The following is a 26,693-nucleotide window of genomic DNA, read 5'->3' as shown; positions in this document are numbered from 1 at the left end:
CCTCGGTAGAGCGCGGTCATGTATGCTACGGCGCTTCCTGTAACTCCACTTCCAGCTTGGCTGGGCATCGAAAACGCCGCATTCGGCGTCGTCTGCGTCCAGCATGGCCACGAAGAGGATTGGGCCACCCCATTCAGTACAAAAGTAGCCATGCACGAACACTACCAGCCCCGTGAAATCGAAGCCGCCGCCCAGTCGTTCTGGGACGAGCAAAAGTCCTTTGAAGTCAGTGAACAGCCAGGCAAGGAGACTTATTACTGCCTGTCGATGTTCCCTTACCCCAGCGGCAAGCTACACATGGGGCACGTGCGCAACTACACCATCGGCGACGTGATCTCCCGCTACCAGCGCATGCAAGGCAAGAACGTCCTGCAACCCATGGGTTGGGACGCCTTCGGCATGCCGGCGGAAAACGCCGCGATGAAGAACAACGTGGCCCCCGCCAAGTGGACCTACGAAAACATCGCCTACATGAAGACCCAGCTGCGCAGCCTGGGCCTGGCGGTGGACTGGTCCCGCGAAGTGACCACCTGCAAGCCGGACTACTACCGCTGGGAACAATGGCTGTTCACCCGCCTGTTCGAAAAAGGCGTGATCTACCGCAAGAACGGCACCGTGAACTGGGACCCGGTGGACCAGACCGTACTGGCCAACGAGCAAGTGATCGACGGTCGCGGCTGGCGCTCCGGCGCGCTGATCGAAAAGCGCGAGATCCCGATGTACTACTTCAAGATCACCGCCTATGCGGATGAACTCCTGGAGAGTCTCGACGAGCTGACCGGTTGGCCCGAGCAGGTCAAGACCATGCAGCGCAACTGGATCGGCAAGTCCCGGGGCATGGAAGTGCAGTTCCCGTATGACGTCGCCTCCATTGGCGAAGCCGGCACCCTGAAAGTCTTCACCACCCGTCCGGACACGCTGATGGGCGCCACCTATGTGGCCGTGGCCGCCGAGCATCCGCTGGCCACCCTGGCGGCACAGAACAACCCCGAGCTGCAGGCGTTCATCGCCGAATGCAAGGGCGGCAGCGTCGCCGAAGCCGATGTCGCCACTCAAGAGAAAAAAGGCCTGGCGACGTCGTTGTTCGTCGAGCACCCGCTCACCGGCGAGAAGCTGCCGGTGTGGGTCGCCAACTACGTGCTGATGCACTACGGCGACGGCGCGGTGATGGCCGTGCCGGCCCACGACGAGCGTGATTTCGAATTCGCCCACAAGTACAACCTGCCGGTCAAAGCGGTGGTGCGCACCAGCGCCGGCGACCAGACTCCGGCACCTTGGCAGGACGCCTATGGCGAACACGGCGAACTGATCAACTCCGGCGAGTTCAACGGCCTGGACTTCCCAGGTGCATTCGATGCCATCGAAGTCGCCCTGATCAAGAAGAACCTCGGTGCCTCGCGCACCCAGTTCCGCCTGCGGGACTGGGGCATCAGCCGCCAGCGCTACTGGGGCTGCCCGATCCCGATCGTGCATTGCGACACCTGCGGTGACGTACCGGTGCCGGAAGACCAGTTGCCCGTGGTCCTGCCGGAAGACGTCGTGCCCGACGGCGCCGGCTCGCCCCTGGCACGCATGCCCGAGTTCTACGAGTGCAGCTGCCCGAAATGCGGCGCACCGGCCAAGCGTGAAACCGACACCATGGACACCTTCGTCGAGTCCTCCTGGTATTACGCGCGCTACGCCTCGCCGCACTATGAAGGCGGCCTGGTGGAAAAATCCGCGGCCGACCACTGGTTGCCGGTGGACCAGTACATCGGCGGCATCGAACACGCCATTCTCCACCTGCTCTACGCACGCTTCTTCCACAAGTTGATGCGTGACGAAGGCCTGGTGAGCTCCAACGAGCCGTTCAAGAACCTGCTGACCCAAGGCATGGTGATCGCCGAGACTTACTATCGTCGCGAAGCCAACGGTGCCTACACCTGGTTCAACCCGAGCGACGTCGAGCTCGAACGCGACAGCAAGGCCAAGGTCATCAGCGCCAAGCTGATCGCCGACGGCCTGCCGGTGGAAATCGGCGGCACCGAGAAAATGGCCAAGTCGAAGAACAACGGCGTCGACCCACAGTCGATGATCGACCAGTTCGGCGCGGACACCTGCCGCCTGTTCATGATGTTCGCCTCGCCACCTGACATGAGCGCGGAATGGTCCGACTCGGGCGTCGAGGGCTCGCACCGCTTCCTCAAGCGCGTCTGGCGCCTGGCCCAAGCCCACGTCACCCAGGGCCTGCCGAGCAAGCTGGACGTCGCCGGCCTGAACGACGAGCAGAAAGCCGTTCGTCGCTCGATTCACCTGGCCATCAAGCAGGCCAGCCATGACGTCGGCCAGAACCACAAATTCAACACCGCCATCGCCCAGGTGATGACGCTGATGAACGTGCTGGAAAAAGCCGCGCAAGGCACCGAGCAGGATCGCGCGCTGATTCACGAAGGCCTGGAAGCCGTGACGCTGCTGCTGGCGCCGATCACCCCGCACATCAGCCACGAGCTGTGGAATCAACTGGGTCACGCCGACCCGGTGATTGACGCTCGCTGGCCGGTGGTGGACGAAACCGCGCTGGTGCAGGACAGCCTGACCCTGGTCATCCAGGTCAACGGCAAGCTGCGCGGCCAGATCGAAATGCCGGCCGCCGCCACACGTGAAGAAGTCGAAGCCGCTGCGCGGGCCAATGAAAACGTGCTGCGCTTTGTCGATGGCCTGACGATTCGCAAAGTGATCGTCGTGCCCGGCAAGCTGGTCAACATCGTCGCAAGCTAATTGGATCGGGCGCGAGGCTCAAGCCTGGCGCCGAATACAACCTGCGGGGTCGCATGGTCGACCCCCATAGGGTTCAAGGGGAGCAACAAGATGATCAAACGTAATCTGCTGGTAGTGGGCCTGGCGGTCCTGTTGAGCGCCTGCGGCTTCCAACTGCGCGGCACCGGCACCACCGAGCTGGCAATCAAGGAACTGGACCTCAGCGCACGGGACGCCTATGGCGACACCGTCAAGTTGCTGCGCGCCAGCCTGGAAAACAGCGGTGTGAAAGTCTACGGCGGGGCGCCGTACAAGCTGGTACTGACCCGTGAACAGCAAACCCAGCGCAGCCTGAGCTATGCCGGTGCCGGTCGGTCGGCCGAGTACGAACTGAACAACGTGCTGAGCTATGAGATCCGCGGCCAGAACGATCTGGTGTTGTTGGACGACAAGCTGCAAGTGCAGAAGGTCTACCTGCACGATGGCAACAACATCACCGGTTCCGACCAGGAGTCGAGCGAAGTGCGCGAAGAAATGCGTCGTGACCTCGTACAACGCATGATGCTGCGCCTGCAACAGCTGAACCCGGCCCAACTGGACCAGCTGCAACAGACCGCCGACGCCAAGGCCAAAGCCGAGGCCGAAGCCCTGGAAGCGGCGCGCAAGGCTGAAGCGGAAACCCCGCAACAGTCGCCGATGCAGATCCCGGCTGAATAAGCCTTGCGGGGCGCTCCGGCGCCCCGCTCGCTTTCTCTTATGAAGCTCGCTCCCGCCCAACTCGGCAAACACCTGCAAGGCGCCCTCGCGCCGGTCTACATCATCAGTGGCGATGACCCGCTGCTGTGCCAGGAAGCCGCCGACGCCATCCGCACTGCCGCACGCCAGCAAGGTTTCGACGAACGCCAGGTCTTCGCCGCCGACGCCAGTTTCGACTGGGGCACGCTGCTGCAGGCCGGGGCGAGCATGTCGTTGTTCGCCGAAAAACGCCTGCTGGAACTGCGCTTGCCCTCCGGTAAACCCGGGGACAAGGGCGCCGCTGCGCTGATCGAATATTGCTCACGCCCGGCCGAGGACACGGTGCTGCTCATCAGCTTGCCGAAACTCGACGGCAGCGCGCAGAAGACCAAATGGGGCAAGGCCTTGGTCGAGGGCCAGCAGACCCAGTTCGTGCAGATCTGGCCGGTGGATGTCAGCCAGTTGCCCAGCTGGATCCGCCAACGCCTGTCCCAGGCCGGCCTCTCGGCCAGCCAGGACGCGGTGGAACTGATAGCCGCCCGGGTCGAAGGCAACCTGCTGGCCGCTGCCCAGGAAATCGAAAAGCTCAAGCTGATGGCCGAAGGCGGGCAGATCACCGTAGAAACGGTACAGGCTGCCGTGGCCGACAGTGCACGCTTCGATGTCTTCGGCCTGACCGATGCGATCCTCAACGGTGAAGCCGCCCATGCCCTGCGCATGCTCGAAGGCCTGCGGGGCGAAGGCGTCGAGCCGCCGGTGATCCTCTGGGCCCTGGCCCGGGAGTTGCGCCTGCTGGCCAACCTGTCCCTGCAGTACAGCCAGGGCGTACCGCTGGACAAGGCCTTCAGCCAGGCCCGCCCGCCCGTCTGGGACAAGCGCAAACCCCTGATGAGCAAGGCCCTGCAACGTTATTCCGCACCGCGCTGGGCGCAATTGCTGCTCGAAGCCCAGCGCATCGATGCGCAGATCAAGGGCCAGGCCGCCGGCTCGCCGTGGATGAGCCTGAGCCGGTTGTCGTTGTTGATGGCCGGTCAACGACTGGCGTTGCCTGCCGAGTAAACACACTATTCAAGCCAGAGGGCTTTTTGTGGCGAGGGAGCTTGCTCCCGCTGGGGCGCGAAGCGGCCCTGTTTTTTGGGTCTGCTTCGCAGCCCAGCGGGAGCAAGCTCCCTCGCCACGAAAGCTTTATTTCAGGCGACAATTTCTCTCGCAGGCAGGGACTGGACAGCCCCCCAACTCTGCCCCATGATTTGCACCGCAAAATCACCCCCACGAGAGACACCATCATGAGCAAAAAGCCATCCAGGCATGGCCCCAACAAGGCCAAGTCCATCGTCGCCCAGCCCCTGTTCCGCAGCCGCCAGGAACGACCCGCCAAGGGCAAAGGCAGCTACCGCCGCGAAGCCTTCCAGTCTGACAACTGGGAGGCTTCTTGCTTTCTGGCCGCTTGAAACACTCGGACAAGCCCTACGCCCCTTTCGCATGTTAAGGTCAGCACCTGATTTGTATTTCTGGACCCGTGCATGCCCTTCTGTCTTTCCCATCGTTGGCCACTGCGCCAAATGATTGTTGCCGCAAGCGTTGTCCTGCTTGTCGCCTGCGCCGAAAAACCTACCGCCGCCGACGCCCAACCGCTCCAGACCGTTCCCGCCGTGACCGCTCCGGCCATCGTGCCGCCCGTGGTGCCCACCGGTGATGACCTGGCCATTGCGCCCACCCAGACCTTCGCTGAATGGCAGGCCGGGTTTCGCAGGGAAGCCCTGACCGCCGGGATCCGCGCCGATTTGTTCGACCGTGCGTTTATCGGCGTCAGCCCGGACATGAGCGTGATCAAGGCCGACCGCAGCCAGCCGGAATTCACCCGCCCCGTGTGGGAATACCTCGATGGCGCGCTGTCGCCACTGCGGGTCAACAAAGGCAAGAGCCTGATCCAGCAGAACGCCCAGGTCCTGCAAAGCATCGAACAGCGTTATGGCGTCGATCGCGAAGCGCTGGTGGCTGTGTGGGGCATGGAGAGCAACTTTGGCCAGTTCCAGGGCAGCAAATCGGTGATCAACTCCCTGGCAACCCTGGCCTACGAAGGACGACGCCCGGGCTTCGCCCATGCGCAATTGATCGCCGCGCTGCAAATCCTGCAACAGGGCGATATCACACCGGAAAAAATGCTCGGTTCCTGGGCCGGCGCCATGGGCCAGACCCAGTTCATTCCCACCACGTACAACACCCACGCGGTGGATTTCGATGGCGACGGCCGCCGCGACATCTGGGGTAGCGCCACCGATGCCTTGGCTTCGACTGCGCATTACCTGCAAAGCTCCGGCTGGCAACGTGGCCAGCCGTGGGGGTTCGAGGTCGATCTCGCCGAGGGCTTCGACTACACGCTGGCCGATGGCACGATCCGCAAGCCCGTCTCCGAATGGATTCGGCTGGGCGTTTCAGAATATGGCGGCTTGCCGATCGCCCCGGATGACAGGCAACTATCGGCGTCCCTGCTCCTGCCGGCCGGCCATCGCGGCCCAGCGTTCCTGATCTTCGATAACTTCCGTGCCATCCTCAAGTACAACAACTCGTCGTCCTATGCCCTGGCGGTCGGGCTGTTGTCAAAGCGCTTCACCGACGGCGGGCTGGTCTACGGCCAGTGGCCCAAGGAAGACCTGCCCCTGAGCCGCAGCGAACGCATCGAATTGCAAACCCTGCTGGGCAAGCACAACTACGACGCGGGCAACCCCGACGGCATCATCGGCGCCAACACCCGCAAGGCCATCCGCAGCGCTCAGCAGTCGTTCGGCTGGCCGGCGGATGGGTATCCGACACAGCAGTTGCTGGAGGCATTGCGTAGCCGCTGATTCGCCTTATTGGCGACTGCCGCTATCGCGAGCAAGCTCGCTCCCACAGGTGTTCCCAATCAACCTGTGGGAGCGAGCCGTGGGAGCAAAGCTTGCTCGCGATGGCTGATTCCCAAGCGCTACATGACTAACGACTGACCACCACATCCTGCTCCAACACCAACCTCTTCTCCCCCGCATCCAGCGTCACCAGCGCCCCCATGGGCAAGGTCAGGTTCGGATCGCAATGCCCGCTGCGCCAGCCGGACAGCACCGGAATGCGCAATGGCGCGAAGGTCTGCTTGAGCAGCCCGTTCAACGCCTCGACATCGACCCCGGCCACGTCCCCCACCAACACGCCGCGCAGCTGCGCCAACGTGCCAGCCAGGCGCAGTTGGGTCAGCAGTCGGTCGATGCGATACAGCGGCTCGTTGACGTCTTCGATGAACAGGATCACCCCTTCGGCGTCGACCTGATAAGGCGTGCCCATGGTCGCGGCAATGATCGACAGGTTGCCGCCCAGCAGACGTCCGTAGGCGATGCCTGGCTCGACGGTGGTCAATGGGTAGGCCGCGGGGTGGTTCAGTTCGCTGCCGGCCTTCAACTGTCCACGCAGCAGGCTGAAAAACGAGGTGACGGTTGGGGGTTCCTTGTCGCCCAGCAGATCGGCGTTGAGCAGCGGGCCGTGGAACGTCACGAAGCCTGCGTAACGGCTGATGGCCAGGTGCAGGGCGGTGATGTCGCTGTAGCCTACGAATGGCTTGGGGTTGCGTCGCAGGAGGTCGAAGTCGATGCGATCCAGCAGGCGCGGTGTGCCGTAGCCGCCCCGTAGGCAGATGATGGTTTTGACTTCTGGGTCGGCGAAGGCGGCGTGCAGGTCGTTGAGGCGTATTTCGTCGCTGCCGGCGAGGTAGCCGTTTTTTTCGTAGACGCCTGGGAGTATTCGCAGCTCGTGGCCTCGGGCGCGCATCCATTGGATGGCTTTTTCCGTGTCCAGGGGGGCGGGGCCGGCGGGGGCGATCACGGCGATCAAGCCTTCTTGAGGGAGGGCTGGTACGGGGTGGTGTGGGGCTAGGTCCATGCGTTTCCCGCTTTGTAGGCTTGTTATGTGTGTATATCCGTTTTTTGTGTAACGGCTACTTATGGTTCCGCTCTTACAGCGGGTCACTTTTGGAAGAGCGCCAAAAGTAACCAAAAACGCTTTGCCCCACCACTCGGTGCCTCGCCTAGGCTCGGCATGCCCGAACGAAGGCATTGCTCCGTGGGCCGCCGCGAAGGGCCATCCATGGCCCAGCGCGGCTATCCCGGCATCCATGCCGGGATGCCCACTGCGCAATGCCTGCGTTCGGCCAGCGTGGTTTAACGGGGCGCCTAGATCAAGATCAAGATCCAAAGCAAAGCAAAGCAAAGCAAAGCAAAGCAAAGCAAAGCAAAGCAAAGCACGACACATCCAGCATCTATGTAACTGAAGTACCGCTATCGCGAGCAAGCTCGCTCCCACAGGGCCTGGCGGTGTTCACAATATCTGGGCAGGTACACAAGCCCGCTCCCACATGGACTTGCGGGTGATCGCAGCATCTGCACACAACACAAAAACCTGTGGGTGATCACAGCATTTGCACACAACACAAAAACCTGTGGGAGCGAGCTTGCTCGCGATGACGTCAGCACAGCCAACATCACCACAAACTGATCCTCCGCTTTTGCGAGCAGGCTCGCTCCCACAGGATGAGTACAGTCATCAAGAAACAGGCCGGCTGTCAGGCCGCCTCGCTTCGGTTTTTGATCTGGGGCGCCCCGTTAACCACGATGGCCGAACGCAGGCATTGCGCAGTGGGCACCTCGGCATGGATGCCGAGGTAGCCGCGCTGGGCCATGGATGGCCCTTCGCGGCGGCCCACGGAGCAATGCCTGCGTTCGGGCACACCGAGCCTAGGCGAGGTGCCGAGTGGTGGGGCAAAAGCGTTTTGGTTACTTTTGCGCTCTTCAAAAGTGACCCGCTGTAAGAGCGGAACCATAAGCCGCCGTTACGCAAAAACGGATATGCACACCACCCCAAAAACCAACGCTAAAAAATCAGGATCCGAGCAGCTCAGCCTTGACCAACTTAGCCTGCTCATCCGCATGATACGAAGACCGCACCAACGGCCCCGAAGCCACGTTCTTGAAGCCCATCTTGTACCCTTCCTCAGCAAACCAGGCAAAAGTATCCGGGTGCACAAAACGCTGCACCGGCAAGTGACTACGGGACGGCTGCAAGTACTGCCCCAAGGTCAACATATCGATGTCATGCTCACGCATGCGCTTCATGACCTCGATAACTTCCTCATCCGTCTCACCCAGGCCCAGCATCAAGCCGGACTTGGTCGGAATGTGCGGCATCATCTGCTTGAAGCGCTGCAGCAAGGTCAGCGACCACTGGTAATCCGACCCCGGACGCGCGGCCTTGTACAGGCGCGGTACGGTTTCCAGGTTGTGGTTGAACACATCCGGCGGCTCGGCGGCGGTGATTTCCAGGGCGATGTCCATGCGGCCACGGTAATCGGGCACCAGGGTTTCCAACTGTACGTTCGGCGACAGCTTGCGGATCTCGCGGATGCAGTCGGCAAAGTGCTGGGCACCGCCGTCACGCAGGTCGTCACGGTCCACCGAGGTGATGACCACGTACTTGAGTTTCAGGTCGGCAATGGCGATGGCCAGGCTTTCCGGCTCGTTGGTGTCCAAGGGCTTCGGACGGCCGTGGCCGACGTCACAGAATGGACAACGACGGGTGCAGATGTCGCCCATGATCATGAACGTGGCGGTACCGCCGGAGAAGCACTCGCCCAGGTTCGGGCAGGAAGCTTCCTCGCAAACGCTGTGCAGCTTGTGCTTGCGCAGCAAGGCCTTGATGCGGTCGACTTCCGGGGAAACCGGGATGCGCACGCGGATCCAGTCGGGTTTCTTCGGCAGTTCGGTGGTGGGGATGATCTTGACCGGGATGCGTGCAACCTTCTCGGCGCCGCGCAGCTTGACGCCGGCCTCTACCTTGGCACGCGGGGCCGGACGCTCGGTGACGTCCAGCGTCGGGATCATGGTTTGCACTGCATCAGTAGTCATATCAGTCGATTCCGCCCGTGAGGGTCGTCTGCTCAGCATAGTCGAGGTGTTTGACGAGCTGCGCGCGCAGCCGGGCACTTACCTCGGCAAATTCAATCGATCCTGCGTGCTCGCTCAACTGGGTCATCGCCAGTCCCGCGTAACCACAGGGATTAATCCGTCGGAATGGCGCCAGGTCCATGTCCACGTTCAGCGCCAGGCCATGAAACGAACAGCCATGGCGGATCCGCAAGCCGAGGGAGGCGATTTTCGCCCCATCGACGTAGACACCCGGCGCATCCGGCTTGGCCGCCGCCGCCACACCGTAGCTGGCCAGCAGCTCGATCAGGCACGTTTCCATGCGGGTGACCAGCTCGCGCACGCCAAACCCCAGCTTGCGCACATCCAGCAACAGGTAGGCGACCAGCTGGCCAGGGCCATGGTAGGTCACCTGCCCGCCCCGGTCGACCTTCACCACCGGGATATCCCCCGGCAGCAACAGGTGCTCGGCCTTGCCGGCCTGGCCCTGGGTGAACACCGGCGGGTGTTCCACCAGCCAGACTTCATCGTCGGCGGTGGTACCGCGTTCGTTCGTGAAGCGTTGCATGGCATGCCAGACCGGCTCGTAGGCCATCGTGCCCAGCTCGCGAAAGCCCAGCGTGCCCGGCATCACAACACCATGTGCACGAAACCGGTCGCTCGCAGCTCGCTGTTGATGTCGTAGAGCTGTTCCTGACCGGTGGCAATGATGTGCAACTGGATCGTCGTGTACTTGCCGTTGGTACTCTGGCGCTCGGCCAGGGTCTTGTGGTCAACGGTGGCATGTTTTTCAAGGATCGCGATGATCTTGTCCTTGAACCCCACGCCGGTGTCGCCGATTACCTTGATGGGGTAATCCGCGCAGGGAAATTCGATTTTTGGCGCCTTTACTTCAGAGTCTGTCATGGCGTAACGGCCTCGTAAGCCGTGGTAACGCACATGGCCCCGCTCCGGATGGGAACGAGGCCATGCAGGTCAACACTTCGATCAGTTGAACAAGCCGTAGAAGAATAGACGGATGCTATCCCAGATGCGGCGGAAGATACCACCTTCCTCGACCGCGTCCAGAGCGATCAGGTCAGCGCTGTGCACCACTTTGTCGTCCAGTTTGACTTCGACTTTACCGATCACGTCGCCCTTGGCGATGGGAGCGGTCAGTTGCGGGTTCATGGTCATGCTGGCAGCGAGCTTCTTGAGCTGGCCTTTGGGCAGGGTCATGGTCAGATCCTGGGCCAGGCCGGCCTTGACCTGGTTGCTCGAACCTTTCCAGACCTGGGCCTGGGCCAGTTCGGTGCCCTTCTGGTAGAAGGTCTGGGTTTCGAAGAAACGGAAGCCGTAGGTCAACAGCTTCTGGGTCTCGGCGGCACGGGCCACTTCGCTGCTGGTGCCGAAGACGACAGCGATCAGGCGCATGCCATCCCGCACAGCCGAAGACACCATGCAGTAGCCGGCTTCGTCGGTGTGACCGGTCTTCAGGCCATCGACGGTCTTGTCGCGCCACAGCAGCAGGTTGCGGTTAGGCTGCTTGATGCCGTTCCAGAAGAACTCCTTCTGGGAGTAGATGGCGTAGTGGGCCGGGTCTTCGTGGATGATTGCCCGGGCCAGCAGCGCCATGTCGTGAGCCGACGAATAGTGCTCAGGGTTCGGCAGACCGGTGGGGTTCATGAAGTGGCTGTTGGTCATGCCCAGGTCGGCCACGGTTTTGTTCATCATGTCGGCGAACGCATCTTCGCTGCCGGCGATGTGCTCGGCCAGGGCGACGCTGGCGTCGTTGCCGGACTGGATGATGATGCCGTGCAGCAGGTCGCTGACGGTCACTTGCGAACCGACCTTGATGAACATCCGCGAACCGCCGGTACGCCAGGCGTTTTCACTGACGGTCACCGGATCGTTTTCACCGATCTGGCCGCGACGGATTTCCAGCGTAGCGATGTAGGCGGTCATCAGCTTGGTCAGGCTGGCCGGTGGCAGGCGCTGGTCACCGTTGTTCTCTACCAGCACCTCGCCGCTGCTGGCATCCATGAGCACAAAGGATTTGGCGGCCAATTGAGGGGGAGCCGGCATCATCTCGACCGCGAACGCGGCCGGTGAGAGAAGCAGCGGGACTAGCAGGCAAAGGCGTTTGGCAAAGGTGGTGATGTTCATCCGTCTCTCGAAATCGCTAATGGGACTGCCCGAAGGCAAAACTGAAACAGGCAGCTTTCTAACGAGCTGCCGCGTATTTAAGTTGCTCACTCACTGCCCTTGCCGGGCTTTTATTATTCATGGAGCCAACAACCTGACCCGCTCCAACCGCAAGCGAGCCTCATTCAATTACTCAGCGGTGACCAGGCTCGGCGAACCGAGATTGGCCAGGCGCACACTGTTCTGCACCTGCTGGACTTCACCCGGAGAACCGATCGGCCCCAGGCGCACCCGATGCAGTGTCTGCTGGTTGCGCACGATCGAGCTGATGAACACCGGGGCGCTCACCATCGAGCTTAGCTTCGACCTCAGCAGCTCGGCAGCGTCCGGGTTGGCGAACGCGCCCACTTGCAGAAACTGGCCAGACGCTGTTGCAGAAGCGTTTTTTTTTGCATCGATCTGCACGGGTAGCACGGCCGCGGCGTGTTGCTGCGGCGGTGGTGTCCACTGCTCGACCGTGCCGGTGGACGCCGTCACGGTTGGCGCGGCATTTTGCGCCACTTTCGGCTCGTTGAGCATCAAAGGCGCCGGACGGCCACGTTGGGCCCACCATTCCTGCGGGTCGATGCCTTCGACCTTGACCCGGGCGGTGCCGATTTCAGCGTAACCGAGTTTTTTCGCCGCCGCATACGACAGGTCGATGATGCGGTCGGAATAGAACGGCCCACGGTCGTTGACCCGCAGGATCACGCTCTTGTTGTTGTCCAGGTTGGTCACCCGCACATAGCTGGGCAGCGGCAGGGTCTTGTGGGCCGCGCTCATGCCATACAGGTCATAGACCTCGCCATTGGCGGTGTTCTGGCCATGGAACTTGGTGCCGTACCAGGACGCCGTGCCCGAGGCCACGTAGCGCTTGGACTCGGCCATCGGGAAATAGGTCTTGCCCAGCACCGTGTACGGGTTGGCCTTGTAGGGACCGGTGTGCAGGGTCGGCGTGGCGTCGGGGATGCGCGAGACATCCACGTCCCACCACGGCGCGCCGTCCTTGTGGGCCCGGTTGATGTCCAGGCCCGGCGTCGCGCGTACGGCGGTGGTGTTTTTCTGGGCCGGCGCGCGGCTGGTCGAACAACTGACGACCAACAGCGACAGCGCGGCCAACGCCACGAGCTTCAGGGGTTGATAGGTAGGCAATGCCCGCATTATTTGACGCCCCGTGCTTTGACCAGCTCTTCAGACAGTTGATATACGGCCATGGCGTACATCACGCTGCGGTTATAACGCGTAATCGCGTAGAAATTCTTCAGGCCCATCCAGTATTCGGGGCCTTGTTCGCCTTCCAGGCGCATCGCGGTGACCGGCATGTCGTCACGCAGCGCATCATGACTCGACCAGCCCAACGCCCGCAACTCCCCGACGGTTTTCGTCGGCTCGATGCCCTCGGTCAGGCCCTCGTCCACTTGCTCGCCACGCACGTCGGCACGGCTGACCACCGGCTGGCCGGCTTCCCAGCCGTGGCGCTTGAAATAGCTGGCGACACTGCCGATGGCATCGGTCGGGTTGGTCCAGATATTGATGTGGCCGTCGCCGTCGAAGTCCACCGCGTAGGCGCGGAAACTGCTGGGCATGAATTGCGGCAGGCCCATGGCCCCGGCGTAGGAACCCTTGAGGGTCAACGGATCGACCTGCTCTTCACGGGCCAGCAGCAGGAACTCGCGCAGCTCCTTGCGGAAGAACTCGGCACGCGGCGGGTAATCGAAGCCCAGGGTCGACAACGCGTCGATCACCCGGAAATTCCCGGTGTTGCGGCCAAAGAAGGTCTCGACGCCAATGATCGACACGATGACCTGGGCCGGCACGCCGTATTCCTGCTCGGCACGGGCCAGGGCGGCCTCGTGCTGGCGCCAGAAGTCCACGCCCCGGGCGATACGCGCCTCGGTGATGAACATCGGCCGGTACTCGCTCCACTGCTTGACCCGCTCGGCGGGCCGGGAGATCGCATCGAGGATCGACTGCTTGCGTTCGGCCTCGCGAAACACCCCCATCAGTTGCTCACCGGCAAAACCGTAGTCGCGGGTCATCTCACCGACGAATTCGGCCACCTGGGGCGAGCCTTCGTATTCACCGGCCAAGGCCTGCGACGCACTGCCCAGGAAGCCGACCAGGCCGATCCACGGCGCATATCGCGTCGACCAGCCGCGCATTGCTTGCATTGAACTCTTCACCTTATTCAAACCTGCGCGATCCACTTGCGATGCGTATGAATCGACATCAAAACCCCAAACGCTGACAGTAGGGTCACCAGCGAAGTTCCTCCGTAGCTAATGAAAGGCAACGGCACCCCCACGACCGGCAACAGGCCACTGACCATACCGATGTTGACGAAAACATAAACAAAAAACGTCATGGTCAGGCTGCCCGCGAGCAATTTCCCAAACAGCGTCTGGGCCTGGGCGGTGATCACCAGCCCCCGGCCGATCAGCAGCAGATAGATCAGCAGCAACACGCAGATGCCCACCAGGCCGAACTCCTCGCCCATGACGGCGATGATGAAGTCGGTGTGGCTTTCCGGCAAAAAGTCCAGGTGCGACTGGGTGCCCATCAGCCAGCCCTTGCCGAACACCCCGCCGGAGCCGATGGCGGCCTTGGACTGGATGATGTTCCAGCCAGTGCCCAGCGGATCGCTCTCCGGGTCGAGGAAAGTCAGCACCCGCTGCTTCTGGTAGTCGTGCATCACGAAGTACCACATGGCCACCGACACCGGCACGGCGGCGGCGATCACGCTGAGGATCCAGCGCCAGCGCAGCCCGCCCATGAACAGCACGAAGGCGCCGCCGGCCAGGATCAGCAGCGAGGTGCCGAGGTCCGGCTGACGGACGATCAGGATGAACGGGACGCCGATCAGCAACAGGCTGATGCACACATGCTTGAGCTGCGGCGGCAGGGAACGCTTGGCCAGGTACCAGGCGATGGTCGCCGGCATGATGATCTTGAGAAATTCCGAAGGCTGGAAACGGATCACCCCGGGTATGTTGATCCAGCGGGTGGCGCCCATGGCGTTGTGGCCCATGATGTCCACCACCACCAACAAGCAGACCCCCACCACATAGGCCAGTGGCACCCAGCGCGCCATGAACCGCGGCTCGAGCTGGGCGATCACGATCATCGACACCAGGCCGATGCCGAACGAGGTGGCCTGCTTGGCCAACAGGTCCCAGCTCTTGCCGCTGGCCGAATACAGCACGAACAGGCTGCCGGCGGCCAGGGTCAGCAGCAGGATCAGCAACGGGCCATCGATGTGCATGCGCTGCAACAAGGTGGCGCGACGGCGCATCACGTCTTCGCTGGAAAGGATCCGGTCGAAATTATTCTTCACGGGCCGTAGCCTCCGCAGTGATGGGGCTCGCGTATTCAGGCTTGAGCTGGCCGTGCTCATCCAGCAGCCAGGCGTCCATGATCTGGCGCACCACCGGCGCGGCGACGCCGGAACCCGACTCGCCGTTCTCGACCATGACCGCCACGACGATCTTCGGGTTGTCGGCCGGCGCGAAACCGACGAACAAGGCATGGTCGCGGTGGCGTTCCTGGACCTTGGAGCGGTCGTACTTCTCGCCCTGCTTGATGGCGACGACCTGGGCCGTACCACTCTTGCCGGCAATCCGGTATTGCGCACCGATGGACGCCTTGCGGGCGGTACCACGGGCGCCGTGCATCACCTGCTGCATGCCGTTGTTGACCTTCTGCCAGTCCGACGGGTTGCGCAGGATGATGTCCGGCATCGGGTCCGGGTCCACCGGTTTCTGGCCTTCGATGGTCTTGGCCAGGTGCGGGCGATACCACTTGCCCTTGCTCGCCACCAGCGCCGTGGCCTGGGCCAACTGCAGTGGCGTGGCCTGCATGTAGCCCTGGCCGATCCCCAGGATCAGGGTTTCGCCGGGGAACCAGGCCTGGCGCCGGGTCGCCCGCTTCCATTCGCGCGAAGGCATCAGGCCAGGGGATTCCTCGAACATGTCCAGGGAGACTTTCTGGCCGAGACCGAACTTGTTCATGTAGGACGACAACCGATCGATCCCCAGCTTGTGGGCCAGGTCATAGAAGTAGGTGTCGTTGGAACGCATGATCGCCGTTTCCAGGTCCACATAACCGTCGCCGGTGCGGTTCCAGTTGCGGTACTTGTGGTCATAGTTCGGCAACTGGTAATAACCCGGGTCGTAGACCCGGCTCGAAGCGGTCACTACGCCGGAGTCCAGCCCGGCAATCGCCACGGCCGGCTTGATGGTCGAGCCCGGCGGATACAGGCCGCGCAACACACGGTTGAACAGCGGCCGGTCGATGGAATCGCGCAGCTCGGCGTAGGCCTTGAAGCTGATGCCGGTGACGAACAGGTTCGGGTCGAAACTCGGCTGGCTGACCATCGCCAGTACCTCGCCGGTGTTCGGGTCCAGGGCCACCACCGCGCCGCGCCGTCCGCCCAGCGCTGCTTCGGCGGCCTCTTGCAGCTTGATGTCCAGGCTCAGGACGATGTCCTTGCCGGGGATCGGATCGGTGCGCTTGAGCACCCGCAATACGCGACCGCGAGCGTTGGTCTCGACTTCCTCGTAACCCACCTGGCCATGCAGTTCGGGCTCGTAGAAGCGCTCGATACCCGTCTTGCCGATATGGTGGGTGCCGCTGTAATTGACCGGATCGAGGGTCTTGAGCTCTTTCTCGTTGATCCGCCCCATGTAGCCGACCGAGTGGGCGAAATGCGGCCCCTGGGGATAATGCCGCACCAACTGCGCCACCACCTCGACGCCGGGCAGGCGGAACTGGTTCACGGCGATCAGGGCGATCTGCTCTTCGGTCAGCTCGAACAGGATCGGCACCGGCTCGAACGGCCGTCGGCCCTGGCGCATGCGCTTCTCGAAGATCGCCCGGTCCTCGGGCGTCAGTTGCAGCACTTCGACGATCACGTCGAGCACCTGCTGCCAGTCACCGGAGCGCTCGCGGGTCATGCTCAGGCTGAAGCTGGGCCGGTTATCCGCCACCACCACGCCGTTGCGGTCGAAGATCAGCCCGCGGGTCGGCGGAATCGGTTGCACGTGCACCCGGTTGTTTTCCGACAGGGTGGAGTGGTACTCGTACTGGATCACCTGGAGGAAATACAAGCGCGCAATCAGCACGCCGATCAGCGTCACCACCGTAATAGCACCGAACACGACGCGGCCCCGTACCAGACGGGCGTCTTTTTCGTGGTCCTTGATGCGGATCGGCTGGGGCATGGGGCAGGATTACTTGTGGTAAGGGTGCCCGGACAGGACTGTCCAGGCACGATACAACTGTTCGCCGATCAGGATCCGAACCAGCGGGTGCGGCAACGTCAACGGCGACAACGACCAGCGCTGATCGGCCCGGGCACAGACTTCCGGCGCCAGCCCTTCCGGGCCGCCGACCATGAAGTTGACCGTGCGCGCGTCCAGCCGCCAGCGATCGAGCTCCACCGCCAACTGCTCGGTGCTCCAGGGCTTGCCATGGACTTCGAGGGTGACGATGCGCTCGTTCGGCCCGACCTTGGCCAGCATGGCTTCGCCTTCCTGGCGGATGAAACGCGCCACGTCGGCGTTCTTGCCACGGGTGTTGAGCGGAATTTCCACCAGTTCCAGGGCCAGCTCGGAGGGAAGACGCTTGGCATACTCATGCCAGCCTTCTTCCACCCACTTGGGCATGCGAGAACCGACGGCGATCAGGCGCAGTCGCACAGCGGTCCCTTATTGCTGGTCTTTGTTGAGCTTGGTGAAGTGCTCATGGGGGTTTTCCGGGCTGTGGTGCGCGGCGCTGGCCGAACGGCTCTGCTCGGCACCGGCCCACAGGCGCTCCAGGTCATAGAACTGACGCGCCGAGGCGGTCATCATGTGCACGATGACATCGTCCATGTCCAACAGCACCCAGTCGCTGTCGCCCTTGCCTTCTTCACCCAGCGGCTTGACGCCCTGGGCCTTGACCGCTTCGCGGACCTTGTCCAGCATCGCGCCAATCTGGCGGTTGGAGGTACCGGTGGCGATGATCATGTAGTCCGTGATGCTTTGCTTTTCACGAACGTCGATCACCTGGATGTCCTGGGCCTTGACGTCTTCCAGGGCCGCCACGGCCACCTTGACCAGCTCTTCGCCGACCAGCGCCACGCCGGTATGTGCCTCTACAGGCAGCGGGGCGCTCTTGAACGTGCCCTTGCGCTTTACTTTGTTTACGTCTTTGTCAGTCATATAAAACTCGTTTTGCTCGTATGTTCGGGCGCTTCGCTACACGCATTCACGTGCCTTGAAGCGCGCCTTTTTCAGTTCGACGCACGGTAAAGCCCGTGCGCATCGATGTAGGCCAGGACCGCGTCGGGCACCAGGAAACGTACCGACTTACCGCTGGCCAGCAGTTGACGGATCTGGGTGGCGGATACCGCGAGCGGCGTCTGCCAGACGAATGCAATCTGTCCGCTCGGCCCTTTCAGGGCCAGCGGGTCGCTCACCGAGCGGGCCGCCAGCAGGTTGCGCAAGGCATCCGGCGGCTCGCTGTCGGCATCCGGGCGTTGCAACACCAGGATGTGGCAATGCTGGAGCAACTCTTCCCAGCGATGCCAAGTGGGCAGGCCGCAAAATGCGTCCCAGCCCAGAAGCAGAAAAACCTGGGCATCAACGGCCAGTTCGGCGCGCATCAGCTCCAGGGTATCGATGGTGTAGGACGGTTTGTCCCGCTGCAATTCGCGGGCGTCCACCACCAGCGGTGCCACACCGGACACCGCGCACTCGACCATCGCCAGACGGTCCTGCGCTGACACCTGCGGCGTGTCCCGGTGAGGCGGCCTGGCGCTGGGCGTCAGGCGTAGCTCATCGAGGGCCAGGGCGTCGGCGACTTCCAGCGCACCGCGCAAATGGCCGATGTGCACCGGGTCGAACGTGCCGCCCAGGATACCGATGCGCCGGGGCGGAGTTGTCGTCGTCACAGCGGCTGACGGGTCGAGGTCGCCCAAGTCAGACCGGCTCCTGTCCGCGCAACTGGCCGTCACCGACCACAATGTACTTTTCGCAGGTCAGGCCTTCGAGGCCCACCGGGCCGCGGGCGTGCAGCTTATCAGTAGAAATGCCGATCTCGGCACCCAATCCGTATTCAAAACCGTCGGCGAAGCAGGTCGGGGTGTTGATCATCACCGACGCCGAATCCACTTCGGCCACGAAACGCCGGGTTTCGCCCTGGTGCTCACTGACGATGGAATCGGTGTGGTGCGAGCCGTGGCGGTTGATGTGTTCGATGGCCTGGTCCAGCCCGTCGACCACGCGGATCGACAAGATCGGCGCCAGGTACTCGGTGTCCCAGTCTTCTTGCGTGGCCGCAACGGCCTCGATGATCGCCCGGGTACGCTCGCAACCGCGCAGTTCGACGCCTTTTTCGCGGAACTGGGCGGCCATCGACGGCAGGAAGTCCTGGGCAACGGCCTGGTCCACCAGCAGGGTTTCCATCGCGCCGCAGATACCGTAGCGGTAGGTCTTGGCGTTGAAGGCGATGCGCTGGGCCTTCGGCAATTCGGCGTGGGCACTGACGTAGACGTGGCAGATACCGTCCAGGTGCTTGATCACCGGCACGCGGGCGTCACGGCTGACCCGTTCGATCAGGCCTTTGCCACCACGTGGCACGATGACATCGACGAACTCGGGCATGGTGATCAGGGCGCCGACTGCGGCGCGGTCGGTGGTTTCCACCACCTGCACCACGGCCGCCGGCAGATCGGCCTCGGCCAGGCCGCGCTGGATACAGGCGGCAATGGCACGGTTGGAATGGATGGCTTCGGAACCGCCGCGCAGGATGGTCGCGTTCCCCGACTTCAGGCACAGGCTCGCAGCGTCGATGGTCACGTTCGGCCGCGATTCGTAGATGATCCCGACCACGCCCAGGGGCACGCGCATCTTGCCGACCTGGATGCCCGATGGGCGGTAGCTCATGTCGCGGATCGCCCCGACCGGGTCCGGCAGGGCGGCGACCTGGCGCAGACCGACGATCATGCCGTCGATGCGAGCCGGGGTCAGCGCCAGGCGCTCGAGCATGGCCGGTTCGAGGCCATTGGCCCGGCCGGCGGCCAGGTCCAGCTCGTTGGCAGCGGACAACTCGGCGCGCGCAGCGTCCAGCGCATTGGCGGCGGCCTGCAAGGCGCGGTTTTTCTGCGCGGTGCTGGCCAGGCCGATGATGCGCGACGCTTCGCGAGCGGCGCGACCCAGGCGGGTCATGTAGTCAAGAACGGACTCAGTCATGGTCTGTGTGGTCTTGGCGATGGGGAAAGCGGCAGATTATAGCTGTCGTAACCCTCGACTAACAGCATGGACTCGCAGTGGTGACCGGCGGAGAAGTAAAACAGGCGTAAACAGCCGGTTGAAGCGAGTGTTCAGCGGTGATTAAGCTTTCCATTGCTATCATCGCGCTTCCTTTGGCCTCACTTCGTCTATCGCCATGACCGATTTGCCATCGCCCAACGCCCTGCCCCACGCCTTTTTCGACCGCGACGCCCAGGTCCTTGCCAAAGACCTGCTGGGCAAAGTCATTCGTCACAAGGTCGGCGACCTGTGGCTCAGCGCGCGGATCATCGAGACCGAGGCGTATTACTTTGCCGAAAAAGGCAGCCACGCCTCACTGGGCTACACGGAAAAACGTAAGGCTTTGTTTCTGGATGGCGGACACATCTATATGTACTACGCCCGGGGCGGCGATTCGCTGAACTTCAGCGCCCAGGGTCCAGGCAATGCAGTGCTGATCAAATCGGCTTACCCGTGGGTCGATACCCTTTCCGGGCCGGCGAGCCTGGCGCAGATGCTATTGAACAACCCCGACGCCCAAGGCCGGCCGCGCACACCGCAAAAACTCTGTGCCGGCCAGACCCTGTTGTGCAAAGCTTTGGGGCTGAAAGTGCCGGACTGGGACGCCAAGCGCTTCGACCCCGAGCGCTTGCTGGTGGAAGATGTGGACGTGCCAACGGTCAACGCGATCCAGACCACCCGCCTGGGTATTCCATTGGGACGGGATGAACACTTGCTCTATCGCTTCGTCGATGCCGCCTACGCACCGTGGTGCACCCGTAACCCGCTGCGACGGGGGCAGGTCGAAGGGCGTGATTATTTTTTGCTGCCCTGATGAAATACCGCATCCCCCTGTGGGAGCGGGCTTGCTCGCGAATGCGGTGTGTCAGATAAATCAATGTCAACTGACACACCGCATTCGCGAGCAAACCCGCTCCCACAGTTTGAATCTTCAGTGATCTTGAATTTTCGTTCACACAGTAAAAACTGCATGCCAATCACTATTCAATGGAGTTGTCCTTATGGGCCCATGGCTCGATAGCATCACCGGCTGGCTGACCGTCAACCCGCAATGGCTGGCGGTGGCGGTGTTCATCGTCGCCTGTGTGGAATGCCTGGCCATCGCCGGCCTGATCGTGCCGGGTACGGTGCTGTTGTTTGCCATCGCGGTGCTGGCCGGCAGCGGCGCGCTGTCCCTGGGCGAGACGTTGCTGCTCGGCCTGCTCGGCGGCTTGCTGGGGGACTTGGTGTCGTACTTCCTTGGCCGGCATTTCCACCAGAACATCCGCCGCCTACCCGGGCTGCGGCATCACCCTGAGTGGATGAGCGCCGCGGAAAACTATTTCCAGCGCTACGGCATCGCCAGCCTGCTGGTGGGGCGGTTTATCGGCCCGCTACGGCCCATGTTGCCGATGGTGGCCGGGATGTGCGACATGCCGTTCCCGCGCTTCGCCGCCGTCAGCGTGTTGGCCGCGGCGGGCTGGACCGTGGCCTACCTGTTGCCGGGCTGGGCCACCGGGGCGGCATTCCGCCTGCCATTGCCCGAAGGGTTCTGGCCACAGGCCGGCGTGGTCATCGGCAGCATCGCGGTGATGATCGGGCTGAGCGTCAACAGCACCCTGCGTCGCCATCGCCATGCCACGGCGCTGATCGCCGGCATCGGCCTGGTGATCCTGATCGGCCTGTTCATCGGCTTTCGTTACCTGACGGCATTCGACCAGGGCTTGATGGCCCTGGTCCAGGAACATCGCAGCCCGACGCTGGATGAAATCGCCGTGACCTTCACGTTGATCGGCGAATTCCGCTACATGTTGATTGTCTGCAGCCTGCTGACCGGGTTGCTGTTGTTGGCACGGCAATGGCGGCAGGCAATCTTCGCCGGGGGCACGATGCTGGTCACCGCCCTGGCCAATACCGGCAGCAAACACTTCTTTGCCCGGATGCGCCCGGAAATCCTCACCGACCCATTGACCAGCTACAGCATGCCCAGCGGCCATTCCTCCGGGGCGTTCGCGCTGTTCCTGACCCTTGCCGTCCTGGCCGGCCGCGGTCAACCGCCACGCCTGCGCCTGACCTGGCTGCTGCTGGGCTGCTTGCCGGCGCTGGCCATCGCCCTGTCGCGGGTCTACCTGGGCGCCCATTGGCCGAGCGACATCGTCGCCGGCGCCATGCTGGCCGCCAGCATCTGTGCCGCCTCCCTGTGGCTGAGCCAGCGCCAGAGCCCGCTGCCGGCCATGCCACCGAAAGTCTGGTGGTTGATTCTGCCGGCGCTGGTGGCGGTGTTCAGCTTCTTCGCGCTGCGGCATTTGCCCCATGCGATGTTGCGGTATGCCTATTAAGCAATCGCGAGCAAGCTCGCTCCCACAGGAGATTCCTGGCGCAGCTCGAAACCACTGTGGGAGCGAGCTTGCTCGCGATGACGGCTGCACATTCACCATTGATGCAAGCTGACCCTCCGCTATCGCGAGCAAGCTCGCTCCCACAAGGGATCAGTGGTATTCAGTGAAATATGAGTTGAGTCAGGCGAAGAGTTCGCCCTGCAGCTCATCGAGCAACGCCTGGATCGCATCCAGGCGCTGTTGCGGGTCGTCGAGTTGCAGCAGGTCGATCTTGTCCAGCTCATTGAACGGCAGCAGGTAAGCCAGTTGATTGGCCAGCGATTGCTGGCCGGTCGCTTCGGTGCCCATGTTCAGGGCCTCGACCATCGGGTGCTCGGCCAGGGCCTTGAGCAGTGCCACCAGGTCAGCGTCCTCCTCTTGCAGCGGTTGCTCCGGTTCCTCCTCCAGCCACTCGACTTCAGCGACCATCAGTTGATCCGCCTGGACGCTGGTGCCATGGACGATAAAGCGCCGCCCACCCTCCACGCGAATGCCCAGCAGACCATTGTCCTGCTGGGAAAAATCGGTGATGCGCGCTTCACAACCGACCTGCGCGAAGCCTTCAGGCGCGAGGCCGACTTCCTCGCCATCGAGGATGCACACCACGCCGAAGCCTTCGCCCTTTTTCATGCAGCGCCCAATCATGTCGAGGTAACGCGCCTCGAAAATCTGCAAGTCGAGGATGCAACCGGGGAACAGCACAGTGTTCAACGGGAAAAGCGGCAAGCTCATAACCAGATCCTTAAACGGTCATCGACACCACCAACGGCAATAGCACCGCCGTGGCCACGCCCATCAGACTCATCGCCAGCGCCGCAAAGGCACCCGACTCCTCGCTTTCCTGCAACGCCACCGACGTGCCCACCGCATGGGCCGCCAGCCCCAGGGCCATGCCCCGGGCCTCGGGGCTATGGACCCCCAACCAGGTCAGAATACTCGGACCGAGGATCGCCCCGAGTACACCGGTGATCAACACGAACACCGCCGCCATGGCCGCCACGCCGCCGATCTGCTCGGCCACCAGCATGGCGATCGGCGAAGTCACGGACTTGGGCGCCATGGTCATCAGGATCATGTGCTCGGCGCCAAAAGCCCAGCCCAACACCACCGCGGAGCCAGTGGCAAACACCCCGGCTATCACCAGCGTAGTAAAAATCGGCCAGAACAACTGCCGGATCCGTCGCAGGTTCAAATACAGCGGCACCGCCAGGGCGACCGTGGCCGGGCCCAGCAGAATGCTGAGGATCTCGGTGCTCTTGCGGTACTCGGCATAGCCGATGCCGCAGCCGACCAACACGCCGATCAACAGCACCATCGACATCAACACCGGTTGCAGGAACACCCAGCGGGTCTTTTCGAACGCCGCCAACACCAACTGATAGGCACCCAGGGTAATGCCGATGCCGAACAGCGGATGGTGGATCACCGAGGTCCAGGCGCCCTGCCAGTCGAGCATCATTGGCTGTCCTCCGGGGCGGCGACGTGACGGCGGGCCAGGCGCTGCATCAGCACGCCCGTCAGCGCCACGGACAGCACCAGGGACAAGGTCAACGCGCCAACGATGGCCCAGAAATCGGCGGCAATCGCCCCGGCATAGACCATCACCCCCACCGCCGGCGGCACCAGCAGCAAGGGCAGGTAACGCAGCAGGCTACTGGCGGCCAGGTTCAACGGTTCGCTGACTTCACCGCGCATCACCAGATAGCCCAGCAGCAACAGCAGGCCAATGATCGGCCCAGGCAGCACCGGCAAGAACACATGATTGATCGCAGTGCCCAGCAATTGAAAAAACACCAGCCAGGTCAGGCCCCGTAGCAACATCCGCTCTCTCCCCCTGCAACAGCCCCAATGAACGCGCCAATTCGGTTCACTCAAGCGAGCGGCGTGATTGTGTGGCGAGGGAGCTTGCTCCCGCTGGGCTGCGCAGCGGCCCCATTTCATGAGCGCTTCGCACTCAAGCGGGAGCAAGCTCCCTCGCCACGGAATCAAACGCACACGTTAAATGAACGGAATTGCAAAGAATGCGCCGGCATTATAAGCATGCCCGCGCTATGGGTCGGCATTCGTAAAAAGCATGTTCAGTGACCTTACTTGCACGCCATGTTGATCTACAGTGGTTTTTCGGGGACGCCAATCCCCGCTCCAGAAAAAGTAAAACCGATGAACCCAAGGAGAGTCTCAATGCCCTACGTCCCCGTTGCAGCGCTCAAAGATTATGTCGGCAAGGAACTTGGACGTTCCGAATGGCTCACGATCGATCAGGCGCGCATCAACCTGTTCGCCGAAGCCACTGGCGACTTTCAGTTCATCCACGTCGACCCGGTCAAGGCCGCGCAGACCCCGTTTGGCAGCACCATCGCCCACGGTTTCCTGTCGCTGTCGCTGATGCCCAAGCTGATGGAGGACATCCTGATCCTGCCCGAAGGCGTGAAGATGGTCGTCAACTACGGCCTGGACAGCGTGCGTTTCATCCAACCGGTGAAGGTCGATTCCAAGGTCCGGCTCAAGGTCGACCTGGTGGACGCCACCGAGAAAAAACCTGGCCAATGGCTGCTCAAGGCCACCGCCACGCTGGAAATCGAAGGTTCGGAAAAACCGGCCTACATCGCCGAGCCGCTGTCGCTCTGCTTCGTGTAAACCTGCGCGGTCGCGAAACCGCTCGTGCAGTTTCGCATCGCTTCCCTATGTCCAGGGGGGCTAGCTGCGGCATACTCGTGGCTTGATGATCTGGATCCGGTTATGCGCTTATTCGTCCCACTGACCCTGACCCTGTTGCTCACCGCCTGTGGCGGCGGCGAATCGCCGCTGCCACCCGACGCGCGCCTGCCCGACGGCGGCCGCTATCGCGGCGACCTGGTGAACGGGCTGCTGCAAGGCCAGGGGCGCATCGACTACCCCAACGGCAGTTGGTATGCCGGGCAGTTCGACAAGGGCCAGTGGCACGGCACCGGGGAATGGCACGGCAGCAATGGCGAGGTCTATCGCGGCCAGTTCCACCAGGGCCTGTTCCACGGCCAGGGCAGCCTGACCACACCCTCCAGCAGCTACACCGGCGGCTTCAAGCTGGGGCGACGGGACGGTGAAGGGACGCTCAAGGAAAACGGCATGACCTACCGGGGCGAGTTCAAGGCCGACCGCTATTCCGGTCTCGGGCGCCTGGAACTCGACGACGGCAGCCAGTACCAGGGCCCCTTCGTCAACGGCAAGCCCAACGGTGAAGGCCAGCGCTTCGATGCCAGCGGCAACCAGTTCACCGGCCATTTTGTCGACGGGCAACTGCAGGGCAAGGGCACCTTCAACAGCGCCGATGGCGATGTCTACATCGGCGGTTTCAGAAACAACCAGCTCAACGGTCGCGGTCGCTACGAAAATGCCGACGGCGATGTCTGGATCGGCCGGTTCAAGGACGGCGCGCTGACCGGCAAGGGCGAACTGATCGGTGCCGACGGCAGCCACTACCTCGGTCAATTCAACGATTGGCGCTTTACCGGCCAGGGCCGCCTGAACCTGCCCGACGGCAGTTTCTACATCGGCCAGTTCGAAAGCGACAGCTACCACGGACACGGCACCCTGGTGCTCACCGATGGCACCGTGCAAAGCGGCACCTGGGCCAACGGCCAACGGGTGCGCGACGCGGACGGCAGGCTGTTGCCGGATGTGCTCGAACTTGGCCTGCTGGCCCAGGGCCGCCTGCTGGAGGAGGCCCTGGCCAACATCCCGGCCTCGACCCCGGCGGTGGAGCTGTACAGCCTGACCCTGGGCGGCGACGGCAAGCAAAGCGTGTTCCTGCGCGAATCCGACTATGTCGCCAACATGCTCACCAGCCGTTTCGGCGCGTTCGGGCAGATCCGCCTGGTGAACCACCGCGATCACCTCGGCGACCGGCCCATGGCCAGCCGCGAAAGCCTGCGCCGCGCAGCCGCCACCCTGGCCGAGCGCAGTGGTCCGGAAGACCTGATTTTCATCTACCTGACCAGCCACGGCACCAGCGAGCATGAACTGGTGCTCGACCAGCCGCGCATGGAACTGGCCGACCTGCCCGCCGATGAACTGGCCGTGGTCCTGGCGCCGCTGAAGAACCGCGACAAGATCGTGGTGATCTCGGCCTGCTACTCCGGCGGCTTCATCCCGGCGCTCAAGGATGAACGCACCTTGATCATGACCGCTTCCCGGGCCGACCGGGTGTCCTTCGGCTGCTCCGAGGAAGCCAACTTCACCTACTTCGGCGATGCGCTGTTCGCCCAGGCATTGAACCAGACCGACGACCTGGAGCAGGCTTTCAAGCGGGCCAAGGCCACCGTGGCCGAACGGGAACAGGCAGACAATTTCGAAGCCTCCGAACCGCAGATGTGGGCGCCGAGGACGGTCCTTTCCCACTGGCAACTGCTGCGCAAACAGCAGGCCCGGAAAGCATTGCAAAGTACTGCATTGAACGACGAGGCCACAAAGAGCAACTAAGCTGAACCGTA

Annotated in this window: 25 protein-coding genes; 9 read left to right on the top strand and 16 right to left on the bottom strand. The window is 62.7% G+C overall.

Annotation, left to right across the window (positions count from 1 at the left end; translation table 11 throughout):
* The first annotated feature begins 150 nt into the window (after positions 1-150).
* The 5 genes from leuS to IB266_RS26980 all read left to right on the top strand — a co-directional run bounded on the left by leuS (position 151) and on the right by IB266_RS26980 (position 6,317).
* The gene (gene leuS / locus IB266_RS27000) at positions 151-2,757 is read left to right on the top strand and encodes a leucine--tRNA ligase (protein ID WP_192263535.1); all 2,607 of its coding nucleotides are present in this window, start codon (positions 151-153) and stop codon (positions 2,755-2,757) included.
* Positions 2,758-2,847: 90 nt separating this feature from the next.
* Positions 2,848-3,453 carry an LPS assembly lipoprotein LptE gene (gene lptE, locus IB266_RS26995; protein ID WP_192263533.1) on the top strand — a complete coding sequence of 202 codons (606 nt, stop codon included), beginning with the start codon at positions 2,848-2,850 and terminating at the stop codon, positions 3,451-3,453.
* Positions 3,454-3,492: 39 nt separating this feature from the next.
* Positions 3,493-4,530 carry a DNA polymerase III subunit delta gene (holA, locus tag IB266_RS26990; RefSeq protein WP_060740485.1) on the top strand — a complete coding sequence of 346 codons (1,038 nt, stop codon included), beginning with the start codon at positions 3,493-3,495 and terminating at the stop codon, positions 4,528-4,530.
* 227 nt (positions 4,531-4,757) lie between these two features.
* Positions 4,758-4,922: an alternative ribosome rescue factor ArfA gene (arfA, locus tag IB266_RS26985; protein WP_030140368.1), complete on the top strand. Its 165-nt coding sequence runs from the start codon at positions 4,758-4,760 to the stop codon at positions 4,920-4,922.
* A gap of 72 nt (positions 4,923-4,994) precedes the next feature.
* On the top strand, positions 4,995-6,317 hold the full coding sequence (locus tag IB266_RS26980) for a lytic murein transglycosylase (RefSeq protein WP_192263531.1): 1,323 nt from the start codon (positions 4,995-4,997) through the stop codon (positions 6,315-6,317).
* Positions 6,318-6,444: 127 nt separating this feature from the next.
* Here the strand turns inward: IB266_RS26980 and IB266_RS26975 are convergent, their stop codons facing one another.
* The 13 genes from IB266_RS26975 to IB266_RS26915 all read right to left on the bottom strand — a co-directional run bounded on the left by IB266_RS26975 (position 6,445) and on the right by IB266_RS26915 (position 19,807).
* Complete coding sequence (locus IB266_RS26975) at positions 6,445-7,377, bottom strand: S66 peptidase family protein (protein ID WP_192263529.1); 933 nt, start codon at positions 7,375-7,377, stop codon at positions 6,445-6,447.
* Positions 7,378-8,372: 995 nt separating this feature from the next.
* Positions 8,373-9,395, bottom strand: a complete 1,023-nt coding sequence (gene lipA, locus IB266_RS26970) for a lipoyl synthase (protein ID WP_014340371.1) — start codon at positions 9,393-9,395, stop codon at positions 8,373-8,375.
* A 1-nt stretch (position 9,396) separates the two neighbouring features.
* On the bottom strand, positions 9,397-10,044 hold the full coding sequence (lipB, locus tag IB266_RS26965; RefSeq protein ID WP_192263528.1) for a lipoyl(octanoyl) transferase LipB: 648 nt from the start codon (positions 10,042-10,044) through the stop codon (positions 9,397-9,399).
* Positions 10,044-10,319 (bottom strand): DUF493 domain-containing protein, encoded by a 276-nt coding sequence (locus IB266_RS26960; RefSeq protein WP_053125656.1) that lies wholly within the window; start codon positions 10,317-10,319, stop codon positions 10,044-10,046. The genes lipB and IB266_RS26960 overlap by 1 nt, the downstream gene beginning before the upstream one ends.
* An 81-nt stretch (positions 10,320-10,400) precedes the next feature.
* A complete protein-coding gene (locus tag IB266_RS26955) occupies positions 10,401-11,558 on the bottom strand; it encodes a D-alanyl-D-alanine carboxypeptidase family protein (protein WP_060740482.1) in 1,158 nt (385 codons plus the stop codon).
* Between the two features lie 168 nt (positions 11,559-11,726).
* Positions 11,727-12,737, bottom strand: a complete 1,011-nt coding sequence (locus IB266_RS26950) for a septal ring lytic transglycosylase RlpA family protein (protein ID WP_060740481.1) — start codon at positions 12,735-12,737, stop codon at positions 11,727-11,729.
* On the bottom strand, positions 12,737-13,747 hold the full coding sequence (gene mltB, locus IB266_RS26945) for a lytic murein transglycosylase B (protein WP_060740480.1): 1,011 nt from the start codon (positions 13,745-13,747) through the stop codon (positions 12,737-12,739). Before mltB ends, IB266_RS26950 begins: the two co-directional genes overlap by 1 nt.
* Before the next feature lie 17 nt (positions 13,748-13,764).
* On the bottom strand, positions 13,765-14,868 hold the full coding sequence (gene rodA / locus IB266_RS26940; protein ID WP_192263592.1) for a rod shape-determining protein RodA: 1,104 nt from the start codon (positions 14,866-14,868) through the stop codon (positions 13,765-13,767).
* A 31-nt stretch (positions 14,869-14,899) separates the two neighbouring features.
* On the bottom strand, positions 14,900-16,795 hold the full coding sequence (gene mrdA, locus IB266_RS26935; RefSeq protein ID WP_060740479.1) for a penicillin-binding protein 2: 1,896 nt from the start codon (positions 16,793-16,795) through the stop codon (positions 14,900-14,902).
* A gap of 9 nt (positions 16,796-16,804) precedes the next feature.
* Positions 16,805-17,272, bottom strand: coding sequence for a 23S rRNA (pseudouridine(1915)-N(3))-methyltransferase RlmH (gene rlmH, locus IB266_RS26930; protein WP_047229490.1), 468 nt, complete (start codon positions 17,270-17,272; stop codon positions 16,805-16,807).
* A gap of 9 nt (positions 17,273-17,281) precedes the next feature.
* Positions 17,282-17,776, bottom strand: a complete 495-nt coding sequence (gene rsfS, locus IB266_RS26925) for a ribosome silencing factor (protein ID WP_058543147.1) — start codon at positions 17,774-17,776, stop codon at positions 17,282-17,284.
* Between the two features lie 71 nt (positions 17,777-17,847).
* On the bottom strand, positions 17,848-18,534 hold the full coding sequence (gene nadD / locus IB266_RS26920) for a nicotinate-nucleotide adenylyltransferase (RefSeq protein WP_192263526.1): 687 nt from the start codon (positions 18,532-18,534) through the stop codon (positions 17,848-17,850).
* Between the two features lies 1 nt (position 18,535).
* Complete coding sequence (locus IB266_RS26915) at positions 18,536-19,807, bottom strand: glutamate-5-semialdehyde dehydrogenase (RefSeq protein ID WP_192263524.1); 1,272 nt, start codon at positions 19,805-19,807, stop codon at positions 18,536-18,538.
* 196 nt (positions 19,808-20,003) lie between these two features.
* Between IB266_RS26915 and IB266_RS26910 the strand changes: the two genes are divergently transcribed.
* Complete coding sequence (locus IB266_RS26910; RefSeq protein WP_192263522.1) at positions 20,004-20,681, top strand: DNA-3-methyladenine glycosylase; 678 nt, start codon at positions 20,004-20,006, stop codon at positions 20,679-20,681.
* Between the two features lie 187 nt (positions 20,682-20,868).
* The gene (locus IB266_RS26905) at positions 20,869-22,185 is read left to right on the top strand and encodes a bifunctional DedA family/phosphatase PAP2 family protein (RefSeq protein WP_192263520.1); all 1,317 of its coding nucleotides are present in this window, start codon (positions 20,869-20,871) and stop codon (positions 22,183-22,185) included.
* Positions 22,186-22,365: 180 nt separating this feature from the next.
* Here the strand turns inward: IB266_RS26905 and IB266_RS26900 are convergent, their stop codons facing one another.
* From IB266_RS26900 to IB266_RS26890, 3 genes are read right to left on the bottom strand one after another with little or no spacing between them, the layout of a single operon-like run.
* Positions 22,366-22,956, bottom strand: coding sequence for an LON peptidase substrate-binding domain-containing protein (locus IB266_RS26900; RefSeq protein WP_192263518.1), 591 nt, complete (start codon positions 22,954-22,956; stop codon positions 22,366-22,368).
* Between the two features lie 10 nt (positions 22,957-22,966).
* The gene (locus IB266_RS26895; protein ID WP_192263515.1) at positions 22,967-23,683 is read right to left on the bottom strand and encodes an LrgB family protein; all 717 of its coding nucleotides are present in this window, start codon (positions 23,681-23,683) and stop codon (positions 22,967-22,969) included.
* Positions 23,680-24,045 carry a CidA/LrgA family protein gene (locus IB266_RS26890; RefSeq protein ID WP_192263513.1) on the bottom strand — a complete coding sequence of 122 codons (366 nt, stop codon included), beginning with the start codon at positions 24,043-24,045 and terminating at the stop codon, positions 23,680-23,682. The genes IB266_RS26895 and IB266_RS26890 overlap by 4 nt, the downstream gene beginning before the upstream one ends.
* A 360-nt stretch (positions 24,046-24,405) precedes the next feature.
* Here IB266_RS26890 and IB266_RS26885 point away from each other — a divergent pair, with 360 nt between their 5' ends.
* Both IB266_RS26885 and IB266_RS26880 read left to right on the top strand, forming a co-directional pair.
* Positions 24,406-24,861 carry a MaoC family dehydratase gene (locus tag IB266_RS26885; protein ID WP_060740471.1) on the top strand — a complete coding sequence of 152 codons (456 nt, stop codon included), beginning with the start codon at positions 24,406-24,408 and terminating at the stop codon, positions 24,859-24,861.
* Positions 24,862-24,963: 102 nt separating this feature from the next.
* A complete protein-coding gene (locus IB266_RS26880; RefSeq protein ID WP_192263511.1) occupies positions 24,964-26,682 on the top strand; it encodes a C13 family peptidase in 1,719 nt (572 codons plus the stop codon).
* The last annotated feature ends 11 nt before the right edge of the window (positions 26,683-26,693 follow it).

The organism is Pseudomonas sp. Pdm06 (genome assembly GCF_014851795.1).
GTDB classification, from domain to species: Bacteria; Pseudomonadota; Gammaproteobacteria; order Pseudomonadales; family Pseudomonadaceae; genus Aquipseudomonas; species Aquipseudomonas fluorescens_AA.
This window is presented reverse-complemented; position numbering and strand designations above follow the sequence as displayed.

Bases quoted from the DNA above. Each gene is read 5' to 3' on its own strand.
- rodA (WP_192263592.1), bottom strand. From the start codon at position 14,868: ATGCGCCGTCGCGCCACCTTGTTGCAGCGCATGCACATCGATGGCCCG.
- leuS (WP_192263535.1), top strand. From the start codon at position 151: ATGCACGAACACTACCAGCCCCGTGAAATCGAAGCCGCCGCCCAGTCG.
- rsfS (WP_058543147.1), bottom strand. From the start codon at position 17,776: ATGACTGACAAAGACGTAAACAAAGTAAAGCGCAAGGGCACGTTCAAG.
- IB266_RS26900 (WP_192263518.1), bottom strand. From the start codon at position 22,956: ATGAGCTTGCCGCTTTTCCCGTTGAACACTGTGCTGTTCCCCGGTTGC.
- IB266_RS26960 (WP_053125656.1), bottom strand. From the start codon at position 10,319: ATGACAGACTCTGAAGTAAAGGCGCCAAAAATCGAATTTCCCTGCGCG.
- holA (WP_060740485.1), top strand. From the start codon at position 3,493: ATGAAGCTCGCTCCCGCCCAACTCGGCAAACACCTGCAAGGCGCCCTC.
- lptE (WP_192263533.1), top strand. From the start codon at position 2,848: ATGATCAAACGTAATCTGCTGGTAGTGGGCCTGGCGGTCCTGTTGAGC.
- IB266_RS26905 (WP_192263520.1), top strand. From the start codon at position 20,869: ATGGGCCCATGGCTCGATAGCATCACCGGCTGGCTGACCGTCAACCCG.
- IB266_RS26910 (WP_192263522.1), top strand. From the start codon at position 20,004: ATGACCGATTTGCCATCGCCCAACGCCCTGCCCCACGCCTTTTTCGAC.
- IB266_RS26880 (WP_192263511.1), top strand. From the start codon at position 24,964: ATGCGCTTATTCGTCCCACTGACCCTGACCCTGTTGCTCACCGCCTGT.
- arfA (WP_030140368.1), top strand. From the start codon at position 4,758: ATGAGCAAAAAGCCATCCAGGCATGGCCCCAACAAGGCCAAGTCCATC.
- lipB (WP_192263528.1), bottom strand. From the start codon at position 10,044: ATGCCGGGCACGCTGGGCTTTCGCGAGCTGGGCACGATGGCCTACGAG.
- lipA (WP_014340371.1), bottom strand. From the start codon at position 9,395: ATGACTACTGATGCAGTGCAAACCATGATCCCGACGCTGGACGTCACC.
- IB266_RS26915 (WP_192263524.1), bottom strand. From the start codon at position 19,807: ATGACTGAGTCCGTTCTTGACTACATGACCCGCCTGGGTCGCGCCGCT.
- mrdA (WP_060740479.1), bottom strand. From the start codon at position 16,795: ATGCCCCAGCCGATCCGCATCAAGGACCACGAAAAAGACGCCCGTCTG.
- IB266_RS26950 (WP_060740481.1), bottom strand. From the start codon at position 12,737: ATGCGGGCATTGCCTACCTATCAACCCCTGAAGCTCGTGGCGTTGGCC.
- IB266_RS26885 (WP_060740471.1), top strand. From the start codon at position 24,406: ATGCCCTACGTCCCCGTTGCAGCGCTCAAAGATTATGTCGGCAAGGAA.
- IB266_RS26955 (WP_060740482.1), bottom strand. From the start codon at position 11,558: ATGAACATCACCACCTTTGCCAAACGCCTTTGCCTGCTAGTCCCGCTG.
- IB266_RS26975 (WP_192263529.1), bottom strand. From the start codon at position 7,377: ATGGACCTAGCCCCACACCACCCCGTACCAGCCCTCCCTCAAGAAGGC.
- mltB (WP_060740480.1), bottom strand. From the start codon at position 13,747: ATGCAAGCAATGCGCGGCTGGTCGACGCGATATGCGCCGTGGATCGGC.
- IB266_RS26895 (WP_192263515.1), bottom strand. From the start codon at position 23,683: ATGATGCTCGACTGGCAGGGCGCCTGGACCTCGGTGATCCACCATCCG.
- IB266_RS26890 (WP_192263513.1), bottom strand. From the start codon at position 24,045: ATGTTGCTACGGGGCCTGACCTGGCTGGTGTTTTTTCAATTGCTGGGC.
- IB266_RS26980 (WP_192263531.1), top strand. From the start codon at position 4,995: ATGCCCTTCTGTCTTTCCCATCGTTGGCCACTGCGCCAAATGATTGTT.